The following is a 20,141-nucleotide window of genomic DNA, read 5'->3' as shown; positions in this document are numbered from 1 at the left end:
ATTGTGATTCTCTATTTTTCGGCCGGGTCTTCTTCAGGAATGGCATAATCTATTTGCTTTTTACCAAATACGGAAACATTTACATACCGTTTTGGATTTAGGCGAAAATCCTGTAAAAGTAAATCCAGTTCCCTTGAGGCGTCTGCTAGATTGTTATAAAGTGCTTTGTCGTTAACCAATTTTCCCAAAGAACCTTCACCTCCTTCAATTTTGGCCATCATATCGTTAATGTTGCCCATAGTGAACTGTAATTTTTTTATGGTCTCACCCAAACCGGCATTGGCCAACGTGTCTGAAAGCTTGTTAAAATTATCTGTAATGACACCCAAATTACTAATGGATTTGTCAAGGTCATCCTTGTTATCCGTTAGAATTTGGTTTAGGGAATTAGCGCTGCCCTGAAAACTTTTCACCAATTGGTTCAATCCTGCAATACTTTCCCTTAAGTCCTTTTTAGTTTTTATATCCAAAATATCATTAACATTCATCAGTAGGGAATCCGCATTGGTTACCGCGCCTTCCACTTTCATTTGCAGTGGAGTCAAGCGTTGTTGTACCAATTCCGTAAGCCCCGGTCTGGTACTCGAAGGTAAGGTGTCTCCTGATTTGGCCATAACGGCATCATCAAAAACAGGCTTTATCTGTATTCCCTTTCCTCCTATAATTCCAGTATCATATAATTCCGCATTACTATTTTTGGAAAAAGAGAAGCCGTTGTCTACTGTAAAGGTTACCAAAAGATTCCCAGAGGCATCATTGAATTTAATATCATTTACCTTCCCAACGGTGAAACCATTGATAGTAACCTGCGTCCCGGATTGTAATCCTCCCACATGGTGATATACCGCATAGAAAGTCTTGCTATTATCGAAAAGAGGTGTAGATTTTAAATAACTAAAACCAAGTATGAACAAAAGGATACCCCCCAAGACTATAATACCCGTTTTTATTTCCCTAGATATTTTCAAAAGCTTTTATTTTCAGTTCCTAACAAAATTAGAAATAATTTTTAGAAGAGTGACTATTATTCGGAAACGTATTTAAGCGCTTCCGTTTCAGAAATACGAACCCCATCTTTATAGGCTACTATATAAGAAGTAGTATACCCTTTTGCATCGGCGTTGCTCTTTAAAAGTGTGGCCTGGAAATGGGAATCAGTATTGCCGTACATATAGCGGTACAAATTATTGTAAGGCTCTTTGGACAAGGTATTTAAGCCTTTAAAGTTCTCCGAGTGCAATGGAATATTTTTTGAGCTGGCAAAAATTTGTACCTTAAAAATAATGTTTTCAGATTTCTTAGGCGCCTTTTCAACTACCTTCGGCTCTTCCTTCTTAATAGGCTCTTTTACTATTTCTTTGGTGGTATTATCCGTTTCATTCTTTACCACTAGTACTGTTTTGGGTATATTCTTGACCGGTTTTTGCTCTAGGACGAGTTGTTCAGATTTCTTTTCTCCTGTATTGGACACTGCTTTTTCTGCCGCTTTCTTAACCTCCTCCTTCTTTGGTTCCTGGGAAACAGGGGTATTGTTCATAGCAATCTGATCTGTCCCAGATATCATCTCGCCCTGGTAGGCTAAAATGGCATCGGCTATAGCCTTGCCCATTTCGTTATGTCCTTTTGAAGAATTTAAATAGGCGCCTTCATCCCTATTCGTTAAAAAGCCGGTTTCTACCAATACGCTGGGCATAAAGGTCTGGTGAAGCACAATAAAGCCTGCTTGCTTCACTTTTCTATCGGTTCTTTTCAACTTGTTTGCAAAATTATCCTGCATCAGTTTTGCAAGATTGATGCTTTGATCCAGAAACTCTTCTTGCATAATGGTAAGACCAATAATGGATTCCGGAGAATTAATATCATAGGCCGCATATCTACTTTCATAATTATCCTCCAGATATATTACCGAGTTTTCCTTCTTTGCTATTTCAAAGTTTTGTTTATTGGCGTGCAATCCCAATACAAAGGTTCCCGCACCGTGCGCATCGGAACTATGCGAATCACAATGGACAGAAACAAACAAATCCGCATTGGCCTTGTTGGCAATTTCACCCCTACGGTACAAATCCACAAAGGTATCGTCCTTACGCGTATATATGACCTTGATATTCGGATTCCTTTCCAAAATCTCCCCTACTTTCAGAACTATCTTTAAGGCTATATTTTTTTCCAAATATCCGTTCCCCAAATTGCCAGGATCATGCCCTCCATGCCCCGCATCCAAAACAACGACAAATTTTCCGTCATTGTCATCGGTCTCCATATCTTTGCTGAAAGAAGTCAGGAAATATGTTAAAATTATAAATGGAATAATATAAAACCGTTTCATATTCATATAACTAGAGATAATTTGATCTTTTAATTAGGTTAAATTTATCGCAATACCCTACAAGCGGAACAAAAAATATATGTAAGTTTGAACCCAAAATGTAGCTAAACCGTTACAAAAATAGGATATATAGCTTTGCAATCAAATAAACATCATGTACTTTTCGTATTGCTCCTATTATATGGTGCGTTTACTGCATCTGCCCAAGAAGATCAAATTAAGCCCCTGCCCATTGTTGCCTTTAGAGATACCATTAAAGCTCCCCTTTTACCAGATCCCAAATTACAGGATACCCTTGTAACTGATACTACAAAAGTAGACTCTTTGAACGGTAAAAAACCGCTTCTCCTGGACAAAATAAAATACAAGGCCAAGGATTATGTAAAAATGAGTCAAAAGGATCAAAAAATATATCTTTATAACGAAGCCGAACTCTATTACCAGGACACGGAATTAAAGGCTGGAATCATTATAATGGACTACGTAAAAAATGAAGTCTATGCAGGCCGTTTAAAGGATTCTTTAGGGAATTATACGCAATTACCATTTTTTAAACAGGGCACAAATGAAGTAATTCCAGACTCCATACGGTTTAACTTTGACACCCAAAAGGCGATTATTTGGAATTCCAGAACGGAACAACAGGCCGGTTTGGGTCAATTGGGCAGTGATGCAATGAAGGTCTATGCCCAGATTACCAAAAAAGAAAACGATTCCGTTTATTTCCTTAGTGAGGGCAAGTTAACAACATCCAAGGACACCGTAAATCCAGATTATTATATCCGTGTAAAAAAGGCCAAATTTGTACCCCAAAAGAAGGTAATTGCCGGGTTTAGCAACCTATATATAGCCGATGTACCCACCCCTGTGGCACTACCTTTTGCGTATTTTCCCTTGACCGTTGGCAGAACGGCAGGAGTAATGATGCCAACTTTTGGGAGCGACCCTGACAGGGGATATTTTTTACAGAACGGTGGATATTATGTTCCCATAAACGATTATGTGGATCTTACCCTTACGGGCGATCTCTATACCAATGGTAGTTATGGATTTAGAACCCAGTCCGTGTACAGTAAAAGATATAAGTATAGAGGGAATGTAAATTTTAGATATGAAAACTTGGTCACCAGTCAAAAAGGATTTAGTGACTACAGTAGATCTACCATATACAATATCCAAGTGTCGCATGCGCAAGATGCCAAAAGTAATCCTAATTCCAGGTTTCAAGCCTCGGTAAACCTTGGGAGTAGTTCTTATTACAGGAATTCCCTGTTGCAACAAAACCTGCCAAATACCCAGGTAAACAATTTATCATCCTCCATATCCTATTCAAAGACGTTTCCGGAATATCCGTCCGTAAACCTAAGTTTAACGGCCACGCATAACCAAAATACCAATACCGGGGTAGTGGATGTAACCTTGCCCACTTTACAAGCCAGTATGGAACGTATATTTCCTTTTGCTCCACGCGAGGGTATAAAAAAAGGGATCATTCAAAATGTAAACTTTCAATATAACCTAAATGCAAGAAATAGTATTTCTACTACGGAAGATGATTTCTTGACCAGTAGAATGTTTGAAAATACTCGTTTTGGAGCCAGAAACTCCATTCCCCTCAGTACCAATTTCAAAGTAGCCAAACACTTTAGTGTAAGTGTAGGTGGTTCCTATGAAGACGTTTGGGCCATTGAAACTTATGAGAGAGGCTATGACCCGGATACCAAAAGGGAAGTGGTTACAGATACCATTAATGGATTTGACCGCTTTGGTACATATAATTTTAGTGCCAGTATTGGCACCACATTATATGGTCTGGTAAACTTTGGGGAGGATAAAAAAATACAGGCCATCAGGCACGTTATGAGACCATCTGTGAGCTATGGCTATACTCCATCTTTCGATCAATATTATGACAGTTATATCGGCGCCGATGATGAATTGGAACTATATAGCAGGTTCGAAGGTACATTGAACGGCGCTCCGGGCCTAAACAAGTCCAGTTCCATGAGTTTTTCCCTGGGCAACCAATTTGAGGCAAAGGTGCGCGACAAAGATTCCACGGCCACTAAACCGAAAAAAATATCGCTTTTAAGCAATCTCAATCTCTCTACCGGATATAATTTTGAAGCAGATTCCTTGAAGCTAAGTCCTTTGAACCTTAGCGGTGGAACCAATATCCTCAACAATAAAATGGCCATTAACTTTGGTGCCAGTTTTGACCCCTATGCCATTGATAATAATGGGACCCGCATAAACACCTTCAATGTGGATAATGGCGGTAGCCTATTTAGGCTTACAACCGCAAGAGCCAACCTTAGTTACTCCCTGAGCAGTGAAACTTTTGGAAAAAAGAAAGACGAAAAGAAGGAAGATGACAAGGATGAATATGACTATGTAGCAGCTAGTGGAGGTAGGGATGACGACCTTTTTGGAAGGGCCAATGACTTTAACGAAAATAGGCCGAAAGACGAAAGGGACAAGGACTCCGAAGACGTGGAAAATCCAGTTTATGGCACAAAATTACCCTGGGATCTAAGATTGGCATATGCCGTAAACTATAGCAATTCCAATAGACAAAACACTATTGGCAGCCACTCCTTAATGTTTTCAGGAAACATTCAACTTTCCCCGAGATGGAAAATTGGAGGTTCTTCCGGTTACGATTTCAAAAACAAAGGATTCACCCTAACCCAACTTCGGTTTGAGAGGGACCTTAAAAGTTTTAGGATGAACTTTAACTGGACACCCTTTGGCACCTACAAACGCTGGTATTTCTTTATAGGAATAAAGAGCTCCATATTACAGGATCTTAAGTGGGAAAACAGGAGTAAACGGAACTAGCGTAAAATACGACTATTGGAATTTACCCTATTATTTTACCATTAATAACCAAAAGTATTCCCCTTATATTCTTCAACTTTATTATATCTATTTGTTCAGGTCGAAAGGGCAGTTAAAATTCACTCATCAGACAGCAGGATGGGTTAATTAATCTTATCTTTAACAATAGGAATTAAAGGGTTTCATAAACTCAAATTTATTGACAATGCCCCATTGCCATATAATCAATAAGGCATGCCGACTAAATATTATAACAGGTTTATAGTAGGGCGTTTATATCGATGCCGTAGTTAAGCACTTGTGCAATTGGCCAGTACTGTGCCTTTTATTCCAAGCCAAGAAATGTACCTAAACTGCCATACATATTACAGCCTTCGTTTTGGAACCATATCCGAGGTAGAACTCCTGGAATTGGCTAAAAAGAACCATGTAGATCATTTGGCACTAACGGACATCAACAATACATCGGCTGGATTAAACTTTGTGCGAAAAGCACAGGAAAAAGGCATTAAACCTATACTGGGGATCGACTTCAGAAACGGGGTAGAGCCGTGCTTTATTGGTCTGGCCAAAAATAACCATGGCTACCATGAGCTGAACAATTTCTTGTCCGAACATCTGCACCATGACAAAAAATTTAAATCCCGAGCCCCTATTTTTAGCCATGCTTTCGTAATATATCCCTTCGAAAAAGTATTACTCAACAAACAGGATACTTTTTTGGAACATGAATTTATAGGCATATCCATTAGGGATCTTAGAAGATTACCCTTTTCCAAAATAATGGATTTTAAGGATAAATTGGTAGTACAACAAGCTGTTACTTTCCGGAATAAACGCGATTTTAACGCTCACCGTCTGCTTCGAGCCATTGACAACAACATCCTCCTAAGTAAATTGTCCCAAAGCGAGGAAGCCGATCCTGAAGAGAAAATGCTTCCCATGGAGGATCTGTTAACCGCTTTTTCCGAATATCAATATATTTTGGAAAATACCGAGCGATTAATGCAGTCCTGCCAAATTTATTTTGATTTTTCAGAAAACAGGAAGCCCCAAAACCTTGTTACTTACCTTGGGGACAGAAAGAAAGATGAGGCTCTTTTGGAAGAATTGTGCCAAAAAGGCCTACCGGAAAGATACAAACATACCGAAATTGGCCATGTAATCCTGGAACGCCTCCAAAAGGAATTGGACTTGATAAAGAAAATGGGATTTGTATCCTACTTTCTCATTAATTGGGATATTGTTTCCCATGCCAGAAAACAGGGCTTCTTTTATGTGGGCCGAGGAAGCGGAGCGAACAGTATAGTGGCTTATTTGCTCCACATTACCGATGTGGACCCCATTGAATTGGACTTGTATTTTGAGCGATTTATTAACCTATACCGTGTAAATCCCCCCGATTTTGACATAGACTTTTCATGGAGGGACCGCGAGGCCATGACCCAATATATTTTTGAACGATTCCCCAACGTTTCACTCTTGGGCACCTATGTTACCTTTCAGGAAAAAGGGGTTGTACGTGAACTGGGCAAGGTGTTTGGACTGCCCAAGGAGGAAATAGATGTTCTATGCGATAAAAAATACAATGTTTCGGAATTGGACAAGGTTGCCTTGTTGGTCCTTAAATACGGTCAATTGCTTAAAGGAATGCCCAATTATTTAAGTATCCATGCCGGTGGTATCCTTATAACCGAAAAGCCCATTCATTATTTTTCTGCCACCCACCTACCGCCCAAGGGTTATCCTACCACACAGTTCGACATGGTGATAGCGGAGGATGTTGGGCTTTTTAAGTTTGATATCCTATCTCAACGCGGTCTGGCCAAAATTGAAGAGACCTTGGAAATTATAAGCTACAATCAACCGGAGAAAATAAGCAGTATAGACATCCATGATGTTGCCCAGTTTAAAAACGACCCCATCATCAACAACTTGGTAAAGAGCGCCCAATGTATGGGTTGTTTTTATGTTGAATCTCCAGCCATGCGGATGTTGCTAAAGAAACTGGAGGTCGACAATTATTTGGGATTGGTAGCTGCCAGTTCCATAATACGCCCCGGAGTGGCCAAAAGTGGTATGATGCGGGAATACATATTACGCCATCGAGACCCACAACGCGCCAAGGAAAGGGCTCATCCCGTTATGCTGTCCATTATGCCAGAAACCTACGGCGTAATGGTATATCAGGAAGATGTAATTAAGGTGGCCCACTACTTTGCCGATCTCACCCTTGGCGAGGCCGATGTTCTAAGACGAGGTATGAGCGGTAAGTTTCGCTCTAGGGAAGAGTTCCAAAAAGTAAAGGATAAGTTTGTGGACAACTGTAGAAAGAAAGGCTATGACGATAAGCTTATTTTTGAAATATGGGACCAGGTCGCGAGTTTCGCTGGCTACGCCTTTGCCAAGGGCCATTCGGCCTCCTATGCGGTTGAAAGTTATCAGACCCTATTCCTTAAAGCGTATTACCCTTTGGAATATATGGTGGCCGTGTTAAACAATGGAGGGGGTTTCTATAGTGCCGAATTCTATATCCATGAAGTACGTATGCTAGGGGCCAAAATACATTCTCCCTGTATAAACAAGAGTTTTATGGCCACCTGCATTTATGGGAAAGAAATGTACCTAGGGTTTATGTACCTCAGGGATTTGGAAAGCAAGGTGGTAGATCAGATTATAAATGAAAGAACAACCAATGGTTCATTTTTATCATTGACAAATTTTCTGGATAGGGTCTTTATATCCATAGAACAATTGAGTATCCTTATCCGTATCGATGCCTTTGCATTTACAGGAGTAAACAAGCACGAACTCTTATGGCAAGCTCACCTATCCCTATCCAAAAACACCAAATTGGACCACCCTAAATTGTTCAATGCCAATCACCAACATTTTGAAATCCCCAAATTATACTCCACCAATTTGGAAATGGCCTTTACCCAATTGGAACTTATGGGGTTTACCCTTTGTAGTCCGTTCGATATTTTGGCGGAACCTCCCAACAACACACATGGCAAAAGAGACTTGGAATCTTATCTGGGCAAGAATATTGATATTTACGGATATCTGGTGACCGTAAAAAATACAAGGACCCATCAGGGCACCCGGATGAATTTTGCCACCTTGGTGGATCAACACGGAGAGGTTTTTGACACTGTACTTTTTCCACCTGTAGCTGCAAAATATTTCTTTAGGGGAAGAGGTATCTATCGCTTTTATGGAAAAGTGGTGAGCGAATTTGGCTTCTTAAGTATAGAGGTCATAAAAATGCAAAAACAGGATTATATTCCCGATCCAAGATATGCGGACATGAAAACAAGTGTATTGCGAAATAATTCCAATAATACATAAAGCAGGTCCCATTTGGCTGATTGGAATTGTTCATAAAATCTTAGGTATTGAATCTATTTCCGGCCATTTATCATCGGATGCGAAAAAGGTTTTTAGTTTACCCGGACAATTCTTGAATGAAATTATAGATTAAAAAAAACTAACCCAACACCAAGTTTTATTAAGTTAATTTCGCGAGGGCATTCCTATAAAAAGTATTTTCACTAGATTCGATGTCACTAAATAACCCAAACATTAAAATCAAAAAAAATTACCATGTCTTGTTTTTGTAACCCGTCCGGCCTATGAGGAAGCGTATAGAAGCAATATTAAAACAGGATATCCCTTATATGGATTCCGCAAGGAGCAAACTTCTATTGATTGGCTTTATTAGCCTGTATTCCTTTATTTTCATAAATATATATGCCCCTTACAACATCAACAAATGGGGCGAAAATTATTATTGGGAGTTTATCCTAATAGGTCTTAGTGTTTTTATTTTCACCCAGTTTATATTGCGTACCCTATTTGGACCCAAAAGATTTAAAATCTATAGTTTACTCCCTTGGGGCCTAATGGAGATGGGATTAATGGCCGTTATATTTGAGCTTACCTATAGTCCGCCAATGCGAACACTTCAAGAACAAATTTCGGAATTCCTACTAACCTTTTGGCAAATAGGTCTTGTAGTGGTGGTACCCTATACACTGTTTTTATGGTATGCCCAGATCAATCAAAAAATATCGTCGTTTAAAGAAGAAATCCAATTCAATACAAAAGGTACAAATGGTGAGGGAATCGGTGAATTGTTGATTTTGAACGGAGAAAACAACAAGGTGGTATTGGCCATTAAATATAATCAGTTGCTATATATCAAATCCGCAGGAAATTATCTGGAACTCTTTTATTTCACTGGAGAAAAAATCAACAAAGAACTCATAAGAATGAGTTTCAAGGAATTGGAGGATATCATCAAGGACACTAAGGTAATTCGCATCCATAGGTCCTATATGGTAAATACCATACACATCAGCACTGCAAAGAAAACTAAAAAGGGATATACCCTTGGTATCCAATATATCCCAGAAGAAAAAATTCCCGTTTCGTTTGGTTATAAGACCGATTTCGAAAAAGCCCTCCAACTAATAAAAATGTCCCATTAATCCCAAATAGGGATATTTCATCACAAAGTACCAAAGACATAATGGGTTGTTGAAACACCATTGTTAATTTGTGTCAATATAGAGTATTTGACTGCCTGGTGGGCAGGATTTTTCACTTATACTTTATATGAATGTTATGGAATAACCAAAAGATAATACAAGATCTGGTGGAAAAAGGCAGGGTCATATTAAAAGTAATTATATCGGTAGCGGTTCTAGGAATCATGGCGGGCGTATTTTTTGCCGGCCAAAGACCTACTGCCTACTATCCGGTTCCTCTTTTAAAAAGCAGTTGCCCTCCCGGATTTAAGCTTAATGAAAATAATGAGTGTATTGCCAAAAATCTCTATAGTCAATATGCCACGACCAACAAGGCCGGTGTAGGAGGGTTAAAATCGGCCTTACCAGAAATTAGGGATGGTTTTTCTCCCCAAGAAATTGATTTGGGAAGGTATTTATTTTTTGATCCCGCTCTTTCTGCCGACCAAACCGTTTCCTGTGCAACGTGCCATGATCCCGATAAAGGATTAGGCGATGGATTAGCAACTAGCCAGGGTAAGGATGGGCATAAATTAAAAAGAGCGGCACCTTCCCTATATAACGTAGGCTATTTAAAAAAACTCTTTTGGGACGGTCGAGCCACTTCTTTGGAAGAGCAAATGCTGGAACCATTGTTCTCCAAGGATGAAATGGGAAATACTCCGGAAAACTTACTCAATACTATAAATGAAATTGAAAATTACAGAAAATTATTTGCGGAAGCATATCCCAAAAGGGATGGGGACCAACCAATTGCTCTCAATGAAATTACCAAGGCCATTGCGGCTTTCCAATCTTCCTTGGTTTCCCTTAACAGTAAATATGACCAATATGCACATGGTTATGACGAAGCGTTGAATAAAAACGAAATTGAAGGATTAAATATATTTAGGTCGTTCGTAGCCCGATGTGCAGAATGCCATACCCCTCCCCTATTTACAAATCAACAATTTGCTGTAATTGGCAGCCCCGAACCAGATGGTTTACCATTGGATCCCGGGGCCGAAATTCCCTTTAATGACAAAAGCCTAAGAGGGGCATTTAAGGTCCCCAGTCTTAGGAATATAGCCCAAACTGCCCCTTATATGCACTCTGGAAGATTCAAAACCCTGCGGGAAACCGTTCAATTTTATACAGACGGTAGAGGGCATGCCGTACCTGAGGGGGAAAACCTGTTAATTCACTGGCATATATGGGAACCCAATTTAACCGATTACGAATTGGACCGCCTAGTGGATTTTCTTAAAACCTTGACCGATGAATCGTTTAAACCCAAAACACCGGAGGTCCTGCCTTCCGGACTTAAAATATCAACCTAAAAAATAACAGTTAAGAAATGAAGAAAAAATCGCCTTTTATTAAAATTATCACCTCTATTTTGCTCCTAGGAATAGGTGTATTCATTGGAAAATCTTTCTTTGGACCAAAAAATGTGGAGACTGTTCCCATACCATCCACCATAAAATATAGAAATGCAGGGCTTAGTAACGACACTACACAAGTAGCTTCCGCTCAAGAATTTACTGGAAGGATCATTGAAGTCAAAAAAGGCTCATCCATTCAAAATGCCGTAAAAGAGGCTAGTCCGGGAGATCTAATTCGTGTTTACCCTGGAACGTATTCAGAGAACGTATATATTGACAAGGACAATATTAGCATGCAGGGAGTGGTAATCAACGGAGAATGGCCAACCTTGGACGGCAAAAAGGAAATAAACGATGCCTTCCTATATTCGGGAAATGGAATTCTAATTGAAAATTTTAAAATAATAAACTACAAGGGCAATGGCATAATGGGCCAAGCCGGTAACAATTTTATAATACGTAACAACTGGATTATAGATACTGGTGTATATGGCATATTTCCACAGTATGGCAAAAACGGATTGGTGGAGCATAATGTACTAAGCAAAATTGCGGATGCCGCCATATATATTGGAATGTGCGATAATGTTGACGTTTTACATAACGAGGTATTCGACAACGTTGCGGGTATTGAAATTGAAAATTCCAGGCACTGTTTGGTAGAAAACAATTATGCGCACAACAATACAGGGGGACTACTTGCCTTTGTAACACCGGGATTGCCTATTAAAACAACCTTTGATGTAATCTTGCGCAACAATTTTGTGGTTAACAACAACCACGAAAACTTCGGTGCCCCTGGATCAACGGTTTCCGGAATTCCGCCGGGCACGGGTATTTTAATCATGGCCGCCGATGATGTAATTGTGGAAAACAATATCATAACTGGTAATAACAATACAGGAATTACCATTGTAGACCTTGCTACGGGCGACCCTAAAGCCAATGACCCCAATTCTGAAGGAAATCCGGACAGGGTGGTTATCCTAGACAATATCATGTTCGACAATGGGAATGCCCCAACAGGTGAATTAAAGGCGGTAATGCTTACCCAAATGGAAACCAAAGGGCCTGATATTTTTGCATATGGAGGTGGAACCGGAAGTACTATCAGGGACAAGAACAGGTATAGGACCTTTGGTTTGGATAATTACGGAATGGCACAAATAACCGATACCAAAGATATACCAACCATGATGACCCCGTCTCCGGTACCGCCAAGATCGGTTTCCGCTGAAGAATTGGGCGAGCTTACCTATTACGGCGTCTGCGCCGGTTGTCATGCCTTTGGCACTAGATTGATAGGTCCACCAACAGAAATCCTTCAGGCTATTCACCAGAATAACCCCCAGGGTATAGTAGATTATATCACTGCTCCAAAAAACCTGAGGGAAGATTATCCGGAAATGCCGCCCCAAGATTATTTATCGGAGGAAGCCAAAATGGCCGTAGCCGAATATATCCTGGCATTGAAGCATTGAACCAAGGACAGCCGCTCCATGAAAACAAGGCCATTTTTAAATAAATATGAAATCATTCCTACATTAAAGTTCGAAGTCAATACAAATTAAAGGGATTGCCATGGTTTGAATATTCATTTTCATTTTGAAGTGATTTAAAACAAAATTTTATAATATCCCCAAATGGATAAGTTTGGGGATGCTTTTTATATTAATTTAATGCCATGAACGTATTAGGAAAACAGCGCGATTTTTTTATAAGGCAAAAGACCAAGGATGTTTCTTTCCGAAAAGAGGCCTTAAAGCGGTTGCAAAAAGAAATAATTGCGCGTGAGGATGATATTGCAGAGGCCATTTACAAAGATTTCAAAAAACCCAAGTTTGAGACCTTGGCAGCGGAAACGCAATTTGTTTTGGCGGAATTAAAATTGACGTTAAAAAATATTGACCATTGGGCCGCCCCTGAGAGAAAATCTGCCTCCTTAATGAATTGGCCCTCTTCGGATTGGATATATAGGGAACCCTATGGTGCAGTACTAATTATTGCACCATGGAACTATCCCTTTCAGTTGGCATTTGCACCTATGATCGCAGCTGTGGCCGCGGGAAATACAGTTGTAGTAAAACCCTCCGAAGTAACACCCCATACGGCATCGATCATCTCGGAAATTGTCAGCGCGGTTTTTGTAACGGAACATGTTACCGTTGTGGAAGGCGGTGTGGAAGTTTCCCAAGAACTTTTGGCGGAAAAATGGGATTACATTTTTTTTACCGGTAGTAGCCGTGTTGGGCAAATAGTGTATGAATCTGCCGCAAAGCACCTAACGCCGGTAACCTTGGAACTGGGAGGTAAAAACCCCACCATAGTGGATGAAACTGCCTCTATTAAGCTCGCCGCCAAACGAATTGTTTGGGGCAAATTTTTAAACGCCGGTCAAACATGCATTGCTACGGATTATATACTTGTTCATAAAAATGTGAAGGACAAACTTGTGGACGCACTAAAACAAAATATCATTAAGTGCTACGGAGAAAATATTGAACAGTCTCCAGATTTTTCGAGAACGGTAAGCAAAAGCCATTATAATGGTCTAAAAGAAATGCTTGTTGGCGAAGAAATACTTTTTGGCGGCGATAGCAATGATGAAGATAATTATCTGGCCCCTACCCTGATCAATGAGCCGAACTTGGATAGTAAATTGATGCATGGCGAAATTTTCGGACCTATTCTCCCCATTATTGCCTACGAAAATGAAGATGATATAGAGAGGCATTTAACCAATTATGGAAAACCTTTGGCTACCTATATATTCTCCAATCGAAAATCCTTCCAAAAAAAAATAATCAATAGGTATAGTTTCGGTGGGGGAGCAATTAACGACACTGTAATTCAAATCACCAATAAAAATCTCCCATTCGGGGGAGTTGGCGCAAGTGGAATAGGGGCCTATCACGGCAAACGATCGTTTGACCTTTTTTCACATCAAAAAGCAATAGTTAAAAAAGCGAATTGGTTGGATGCACCACTTAGATATCCACCTTACAACCTACCCATGAAGTTGGTTAAGAAAATAAAATATCTGTTTTAAGTAATTTAGCAGGCAAACCGTTGAGGCAAGCCCTTTGCAGTTTGTTTGCGACAGGACCGTGTAGTTCGTCTACACTAGAGATTCTTGGGTTCTGTGTTTGGTCTTTGCAACCTTATTTTGCAGTATATGACGGGACATATTTTTAACAATCTATTAACGATTATTATTTATACCTTCGAATTGGCAAACAGATAAACTAGAGTTTTGGCCAGTGCCTTTACTCTTTTAATCCCATGCCGGTACATAATTCGGTTTTCTCCTATGCACATAGCATCTATATAATATTTCATTTAGTAAGTGCCAACCGGCCTTATAGAAATAAAAATGGGCAACTGCACCATTCAAAAGTCTTAATTCCTCCAATAGTCAATTCAGCGAGGATATAAAATCTTATAAACAAAAGAATAATTTGCAATAATTAATTCCCTGACCCCACTCAGGCCAAACTGAAAATGTTATGAGAACAAACAATAGATTTTCAAAAGTTCTATCATGCTAATTACAACCCTTTTCTTTATTGCCGGCTATATGATCATAGCCCTAGAGCATGTTGTTAAAATTGATAAGGCGGCGACTGCCCTGTTTACAGGAGTAGTATTATGGGTCATTGTTGCCCATACGGGAGTGGATTTTTCAGAAACCATAATAAGTCTTAAGGAACATTTTGAAGAAATCGCCGAAATTCTCTTCTTTCTTCTTGGAGCAATGACTATAGTTGAATTAATAGACATTCACAACGGTTTTGAAATTATCCTTAGAGTCATAAAGACCCGAAGCATGTTAGTGCTACTATGGGTACTTTGTTTACTCACCTTTATCCTTTCTGCTGTATTGGACAACCTCACCACTACCATAGTAATGATGGCCATTTTAAGAAAATTTTTGACCAGCAAGTCGGATCTCTGGTATTTTGCCGGGTTTATCATCATTGCAGCCAATGCAGGTGGGGCTTGGTCTCCCATTGGCGATGTCACCACAATTATGCTTTGGAATGGCGGTCAAGTTTCTACAAACTCGATAATTACCGAGGTATTTCTACCTAGTTTAGCCTGTTTATTGGTTCCTTTACTAATTGCCTCTTATAGTTTTAAGGGTAAAACTATTGAGGCAGAGCTGCCCTCTGCCCCTAAGATTCAACAGATAAGTCCCAGAGAAAGTAATTTTATACTGCTTTTGGGAGTAGGCCTACTTTTGATGGTACCCGTTTTTAAAGGCATTACGCATTTACCGCCTTTTTTGGGTATGCTATTCAGCTTATGTGTTTTGTGGCTAATCACGGAAATACTGCATAAAAATAAGCCTATTGAACTAAAGCACCATTTATCCGTTGCTACTACGGTTCAAAGAATTGATACCCCAAGTATTCTTTTCTTTTTGGGAATCCTATTGGCGGTCGCTGCCATTGAAACCAATGGCTCCCTAGAGTTTATGGGAGGTGCCTTGGAAACCACCTTTAATGATTTTCATATTACCAATACCTTATTGGGGCTTTTATCCTCCATAATAGACAACGTACCATTGGTGGCAGGTGCCATGGGCATGTACTCCATGGAGACCTTTCCCCAAGATCATGAATTCTGGACATTTTTGGCCTATTGTGCGGGTACGGGCGGTAGTGTACTTATTATTGGATCTGCCGCTGGGGTAGCTGCCATGGGCATTTTGAAAATAGATTTTTTATGGTACTTACGCCGTATAGCCTGGTTGGCCTTAATCGGTTACTTTTCAGGTATCCTGGTATTTATTTTAATTAATTAACGTGAGTTCGATATGTATTTTATTTAAAATCAGTTGTTTATATGACATCTGTCCGGTCGAGCGGAGTCGAGACCTCATTGTAAATACATTACAGTAAAATAACCTCTCGACTCCGCTCGAGGGGACCGTAGCATTTATTATAACTTACATTAAATCAATGTATTGATAATATTTTTATGTCGAACTCACGTTAATTAAGTAATGATATAGATTGAACCCAATTAAAAATAGTAGGAATTCCAAGAACTTAGAGCATAAAGATTATTGGGGGCCCAACGGATGCTGGAGCAGCATATTAAATCATCAGTGATAAATTTTCGCTCGGGGATATTCCCGATGACTGAAATACTGTTGCATTAAAATATAGTAATGCTTTTTACAAAAAATTAACCCTGCCCAAAAGAAAGCAGGGTTTTTTATTACCACACTGTATTTTTGCGGGGTTAACCCGCCAAATCCAGCATTTTACCATTTTTTAATTCTCCAAGTACTGTTACGTCCTTGCTCTTTTTATATTCTTCCAGGGCAAGAAGCATTTGCTCCTCTGTATCCCTTCTAATTTTTATACCCCCAGTTTTCTGGTTTCTATTTCGAACTTCTATATAATATCCGTCCTTAAGTTCCGTTGGTTTTGTCGCCGGCCTTCCCATATTTAATAACTAGTTTTTACTGTTCAACTATTAATTCAAAGTGTACTAAATTTCCTTAGTCGCATAAACATATGAAAACTTAACACATTAATCGGGAATAATATGGCTTATTAATGATTAAACCTAAAAAACAACGATTTTTAACATAAACTTAGCAGAAAAGAACTTTTTCCCAGCAAAAATTTAAATCGGATTCTAAACTTCATATCGGCTTTTGGAACTAAAAATAAACAGATTTGAACTAGAGATAGCCACCTTTTAATTACTGTAATAAAAATACCCAAAGGTCCTATCAAAAATAACCTTGAGGCATAAAAATATAAAAAGGCCGGTATGAGGAAAATCCTTCAACCGGCCTTTGAACCAAATATTTATATTAAACTTTTACCGAATTACTTGCTACCGTGCGGGTGTTCTTTTAATAATTCTTCCGGCGAATAAAATCCTTGCTTATCCTTGATCTGCTCACGTACCTCTTTCACTTTCTCCGGTGAAATTGGGGTGGCCTTATTACCAAAGGTATTTCTTATATAAGTCAATACAGCTGCAGTTTCATCTGCAGTAAGTAAATTTCCAAAAGGGGTCATAGGCACCTGACCTGGATAGGTCTTACCATTGACCACAATTGGCCCCATGAGACCATTGGTGGTCAACTTTATAAGTCTATCCACATTACCGGTTACCCATTCCGATCCTGCAAGTGGTGGAAAGCCTGAGGCCTCCAGCCCTTGACCATCGGCTTGGTGACAGGTGGCACAATAGCCATCCCTCATGTATATTTCCCTACCTGCAACCAAAAGTTCCAAATCCTTGCCTTTAAGGTCGGTCTTTATCACCTCTTTGGGTTCTTCACCCGCCTTGTGTCCGTTTAAATGGGCAATAGCTGATTCATATGGCTTTTCCATCCATTTATCCAAGCCTTTTTTACCAGCTTCGGTGATAATTGGAATTCCAGTGTCCCTGCCCAACCATGAAGCTGCAACCAAGGCTTCCAACCTTACCCTTGGATTGTCATCTTTGGCGGCCTGCATAAGAAGTTCAGCCTGATCTGGTATCTGATGTCCGGCATACCTTAGAACACCTACTGCAGCTGCACGAGCCTTGAAATCTTTGGCATTCAGCATTTGTTCAAGCAATTGCCCATCAACCTTATTCAAGCCCCATGTAACCCAAAGGGCTTCCAAGACGTGGTGTTCGTACCTTGGGTCATTTGTATCCAAGCTTGACACCCATGTTTTTAATTTTGATAAAACTTCGGAGGCATCCCTGGCCCTCAATTCCCTTTTGGTCCTGTAGCGGGTACGATATTCCGGAAGTTTAAGATTATCCAATAATTCATCAATGCTGGCATCAACAATTTTGGCCGGTTCCACCAAGGGTCTGGATGGATAGGTAATACGATATATTCTTCCATGAACATGATCACGTAGTGGGTCGCGCGCATTGTGCTGCATATGGCCTATAAGTACATTGTGCCAATCTATGAAGTACAGGGAGCCATCCGGAGCAAATTCCATATCAACAGGTCTAAAATTCTTATCGCTTGCAGATATTAAATCCTCTTGATGTTTACTCACATAACCAGCCGTTTTGGGGTCATCTACCATAGAATGCTCTTTGATCCCCAAAAATCCAATTGTATTGGCAATCAACATATTGCCCTGTGCCGCGTCAGGAAAATGCCTACTCGACACAAATTCCAATCCTGAAGTGGGCCTCACCAAGTGGTCCTTTTCAATAAGGTTTTCAGGCAAGGGAGAACTTACACCATACCTAGGTACAATGGTTCCCGGCATCATCCAAGTAGCAGACGGTCCCGAGGTATGTTCAAAAAATGGTTGTCCCCAATCATCGAAAGCAATACCCCATGGATTAGGAATGGGCAGTTGTGCCGTACGCTCCAGATGATGTCTTTGTGGGCTGTACCTATAAAAACCACCATTGGTTCCTCTAACATTTCCATAAGCGGTTTCCACATTTGTATGCAGGAACACCCCTTCTCCCATATAGATAGCCCCAGATGGATCGGTTGTAAAGGCGCTAATGGCATGGTGGGTATCATGATCATCAAAACCACTTAAAATGATGTCCTTTGTATCGGCCTTGTCGTCCCCGTCGGTATCCTTTAACAAAACCAAGTTGGTCCCTTGGGAAACGTATACGCCTTCTGGCGCAAATTCAAACCCTATAGTGAGATGAAGTCCGTCCGCAAAAACAGTTTGTTTATCTGCCTTACCATCATTATCGGTATCCTCAAATATCAATAACTTATCGTTGGGTTTACTGTCACCAGGTTTGTAATGTGGGTAACTGGGCATTACCCCTACCCATAGCCTTCCTTTGTTGTCGAAGGATATTTGTACGGGATTGGCAAGATCTGGAAACTCCACTTCCGAAGCAAAAAGTTCTACCTTGTACCCTGGCGCCGGCTTAATCTTGTCCAATGCATCCTGTCCATATAAATATTCAGGGGTTCCATTTTTGTCGCTGGGCTTATAATTGGTCTCAACTTCGGGCAATGTTCTGGTCTTGGCATCGCTTTTGGCCAAATCCATTTTTTTACCCTCAAGAGCCTGCCAAATGGCCGTATCCCTAATGGCGGTCATCTGCCGTATTTTCTCTATTTCGTAAGGGTAATTGTCCGGACCATAGGGATCATAACGTCTTCCATAAACATGAACAGTATTGGGAATTTTAAAATCGTTGTGCCAGAACCAGTTTTTCTCATTCACAGCTTCATGTACCAATTCACGGTTCTCTTCTGCCTTACTTTCCTTGGTTCCAAAAACTTTATCGGCCAATAGCTTGGCAAATTTCTGATAACCATAATCGGTCAACTGAAATCCATCTTGTGTTAAATCTGTACTTTCCGTTTGGTACCATTCCTTGGTTTGTTCATATGCATCTACAAGTAAGACTCCTTCTTCAGCCGCAACCTCCTTCATGGCAGCCGTATACAGCTCAAGGTTCCCATTTTCCTTTTTTCCATCAGGCAGATCCATCTTATCAGAAAGGTCTTCAAAGGCTATTGGGGAAACAAGCGCCAATTGTGGAGGAGTGGAACCATTATATTTTTGACTAAGCGTGTGCTTGATAAAAGCGCGTAATTCCTCTTTGTAATTATCAACCCCGTCTGCTCCTTCAAAGGATTCTGGATATCCAAAAAATCCGATGATTATATCGGCCTTTAGGCTGGTAATCCACTCATCAGGAGAAGGAAAATGGCCTATAGGGCCAGACCGACGTCCGTCTTCATCATCCTCAAAATGTATAGCCTGTCCGGACTCATGCTCAAATTTTTCCGCACCAGGAAACGCCCAAGGCGAATTTCTTGCGGGATGTGGCCTAAAACCGGGTGTGTTACCGCCATCGCACATATTACGGATAAACAATGAATCATTGGGGTAGCGAAGTTGCATTTCAGTTTCGAAATGCCCAAAGTTCATCATACGTGATCCCAAATTATTACCCACCAGAACGATATGGGAATTGGGGGAAATTTTTAAGGTGTTGTCTTCCTCTTTACTACAACTGTAGAATCCAAGGACTAGGAAAAGCATTAGGAATAACTTTCCGCTAACAACGTTTTTGTTAATATTCATCTTTTTTTTGGTATAT

General features: G+C 40.1%; 11 protein-coding genes. 7 read left to right on the top strand and 4 right to left on the bottom strand.

Annotated elements, in window-relative coordinates:
- Positions 1–11: 11 nt before the first annotated feature.
- Together U735_RS0107895 and U735_RS0107890 are read right to left on the bottom strand one after the other, a co-directional pair.
- A complete protein-coding gene (locus U735_RS0107895; RefSeq protein ID WP_031443304.1) occupies positions 12–968 on the bottom strand; it encodes an MlaD family protein in 957 nt (318 codons plus the stop codon).
- A gap of 56 nt (positions 969–1,024) precedes the next feature.
- Positions 1,025–2,335: an N-acetylmuramoyl-L-alanine amidase family protein gene (locus U735_RS0107890; protein ID WP_031443303.1), complete on the bottom strand. Its 1,311-nt coding sequence runs from the start codon at positions 2,333–2,335 to the stop codon at positions 1,025–1,027.
- 129 nt (positions 2,336–2,464) lie between these two features.
- Here U735_RS0107890 and U735_RS0107885 point away from each other — a divergent pair, with 129 nt between their 5' ends.
- The 7 genes from U735_RS0107885 (at position 2,465) to nhaD (ending at position 15,873) form a co-directional block, all read left to right on the top strand.
- Complete coding sequence (locus U735_RS0107885; RefSeq protein WP_031443302.1) at positions 2,465–5,170, top strand: putative LPS assembly protein LptD; 2,706 nt, start codon at positions 2,465–2,467, stop codon at positions 5,168–5,170.
- A gap of 342 nt (positions 5,171–5,512) precedes the next feature.
- Positions 5,513–8,521 carry a DNA polymerase III subunit alpha gene (locus U735_RS0107880; protein WP_031443301.1) on the top strand — a complete coding sequence of 1,003 codons (3,009 nt, stop codon included), beginning with the start codon at positions 5,513–5,515 and terminating at the stop codon, positions 8,519–8,521.
- A 284-nt stretch (positions 8,522–8,805) separates the two neighbouring features.
- The gene (locus U735_RS0107875; RefSeq protein WP_031443300.1) at positions 8,806–9,663 is read left to right on the top strand and encodes a LytR/AlgR family response regulator transcription factor; all 858 of its coding nucleotides are present in this window, start codon (positions 8,806–8,808) and stop codon (positions 9,661–9,663) included.
- 131 nt (positions 9,664–9,794) lie between these two features.
- The gene (locus U735_RS0107870) at positions 9,795–11,021 is read left to right on the top strand and encodes a cytochrome-c peroxidase (protein ID WP_083260566.1); all 1,227 of its coding nucleotides are present in this window, start codon (positions 9,795–9,797) and stop codon (positions 11,019–11,021) included.
- 17 nt (positions 11,022–11,038) lie between these two features.
- Entirely contained in the window at positions 11,039–12,547 is a 1,509-nt protein-coding gene (locus U735_RS0107865; RefSeq protein ID WP_031443298.1) for a parallel beta-helix domain-containing protein, read from the top strand.
- Between the two features lie 203 nt (positions 12,548–12,750).
- The gene (locus tag U735_RS0107860) at positions 12,751–14,115 is read left to right on the top strand and encodes an aldehyde dehydrogenase (RefSeq protein ID WP_031443297.1); all 1,365 of its coding nucleotides are present in this window, start codon (positions 12,751–12,753) and stop codon (positions 14,113–14,115) included.
- Between the two features lie 492 nt (positions 14,116–14,607).
- Positions 14,608–15,873 (top strand): sodium:proton antiporter NhaD, encoded by a 1,266-nt coding sequence (gene nhaD, locus U735_RS0107855; protein ID WP_198036621.1) that lies wholly within the window; start codon positions 14,608–14,610, stop codon positions 15,871–15,873.
- Between the two features lie 443 nt (positions 15,874–16,316).
- On the opposite strand, the gene U735_RS0107850 is transcribed toward nhaD, so the two are convergent.
- Both U735_RS0107850 and U735_RS0107845 read right to left on the bottom strand, forming a co-directional pair.
- Positions 16,317–16,523: a hypothetical protein gene (locus U735_RS0107850; RefSeq protein ID WP_031443295.1), complete on the bottom strand. Its 207-nt coding sequence runs from the start codon at positions 16,521–16,523 to the stop codon at positions 16,317–16,319.
- Positions 16,524–16,915: 392 nt separating this feature from the next.
- Positions 16,916–20,125 (bottom strand): PVC-type heme-binding CxxCH protein, encoded by a 3,210-nt coding sequence (locus tag U735_RS0107845; RefSeq protein WP_031443294.1) that lies wholly within the window; start codon positions 20,123–20,125, stop codon positions 16,916–16,918.
- Between the last annotated feature and the right edge of the window lie 16 nt (positions 20,126–20,141).

This window comes from Arenibacter algicola, from assembly GCF_000733925.1.
In the GTDB taxonomy this organism is placed as follows: domain Bacteria; phylum Bacteroidota; class Bacteroidia; order Flavobacteriales; family Flavobacteriaceae; genus Arenibacter; species Arenibacter algicola.
The sequence above is the reverse complement of the archived record's forward strand: the minus strand, read 5'-3'. Positions and strand labels throughout refer to the sequence as shown.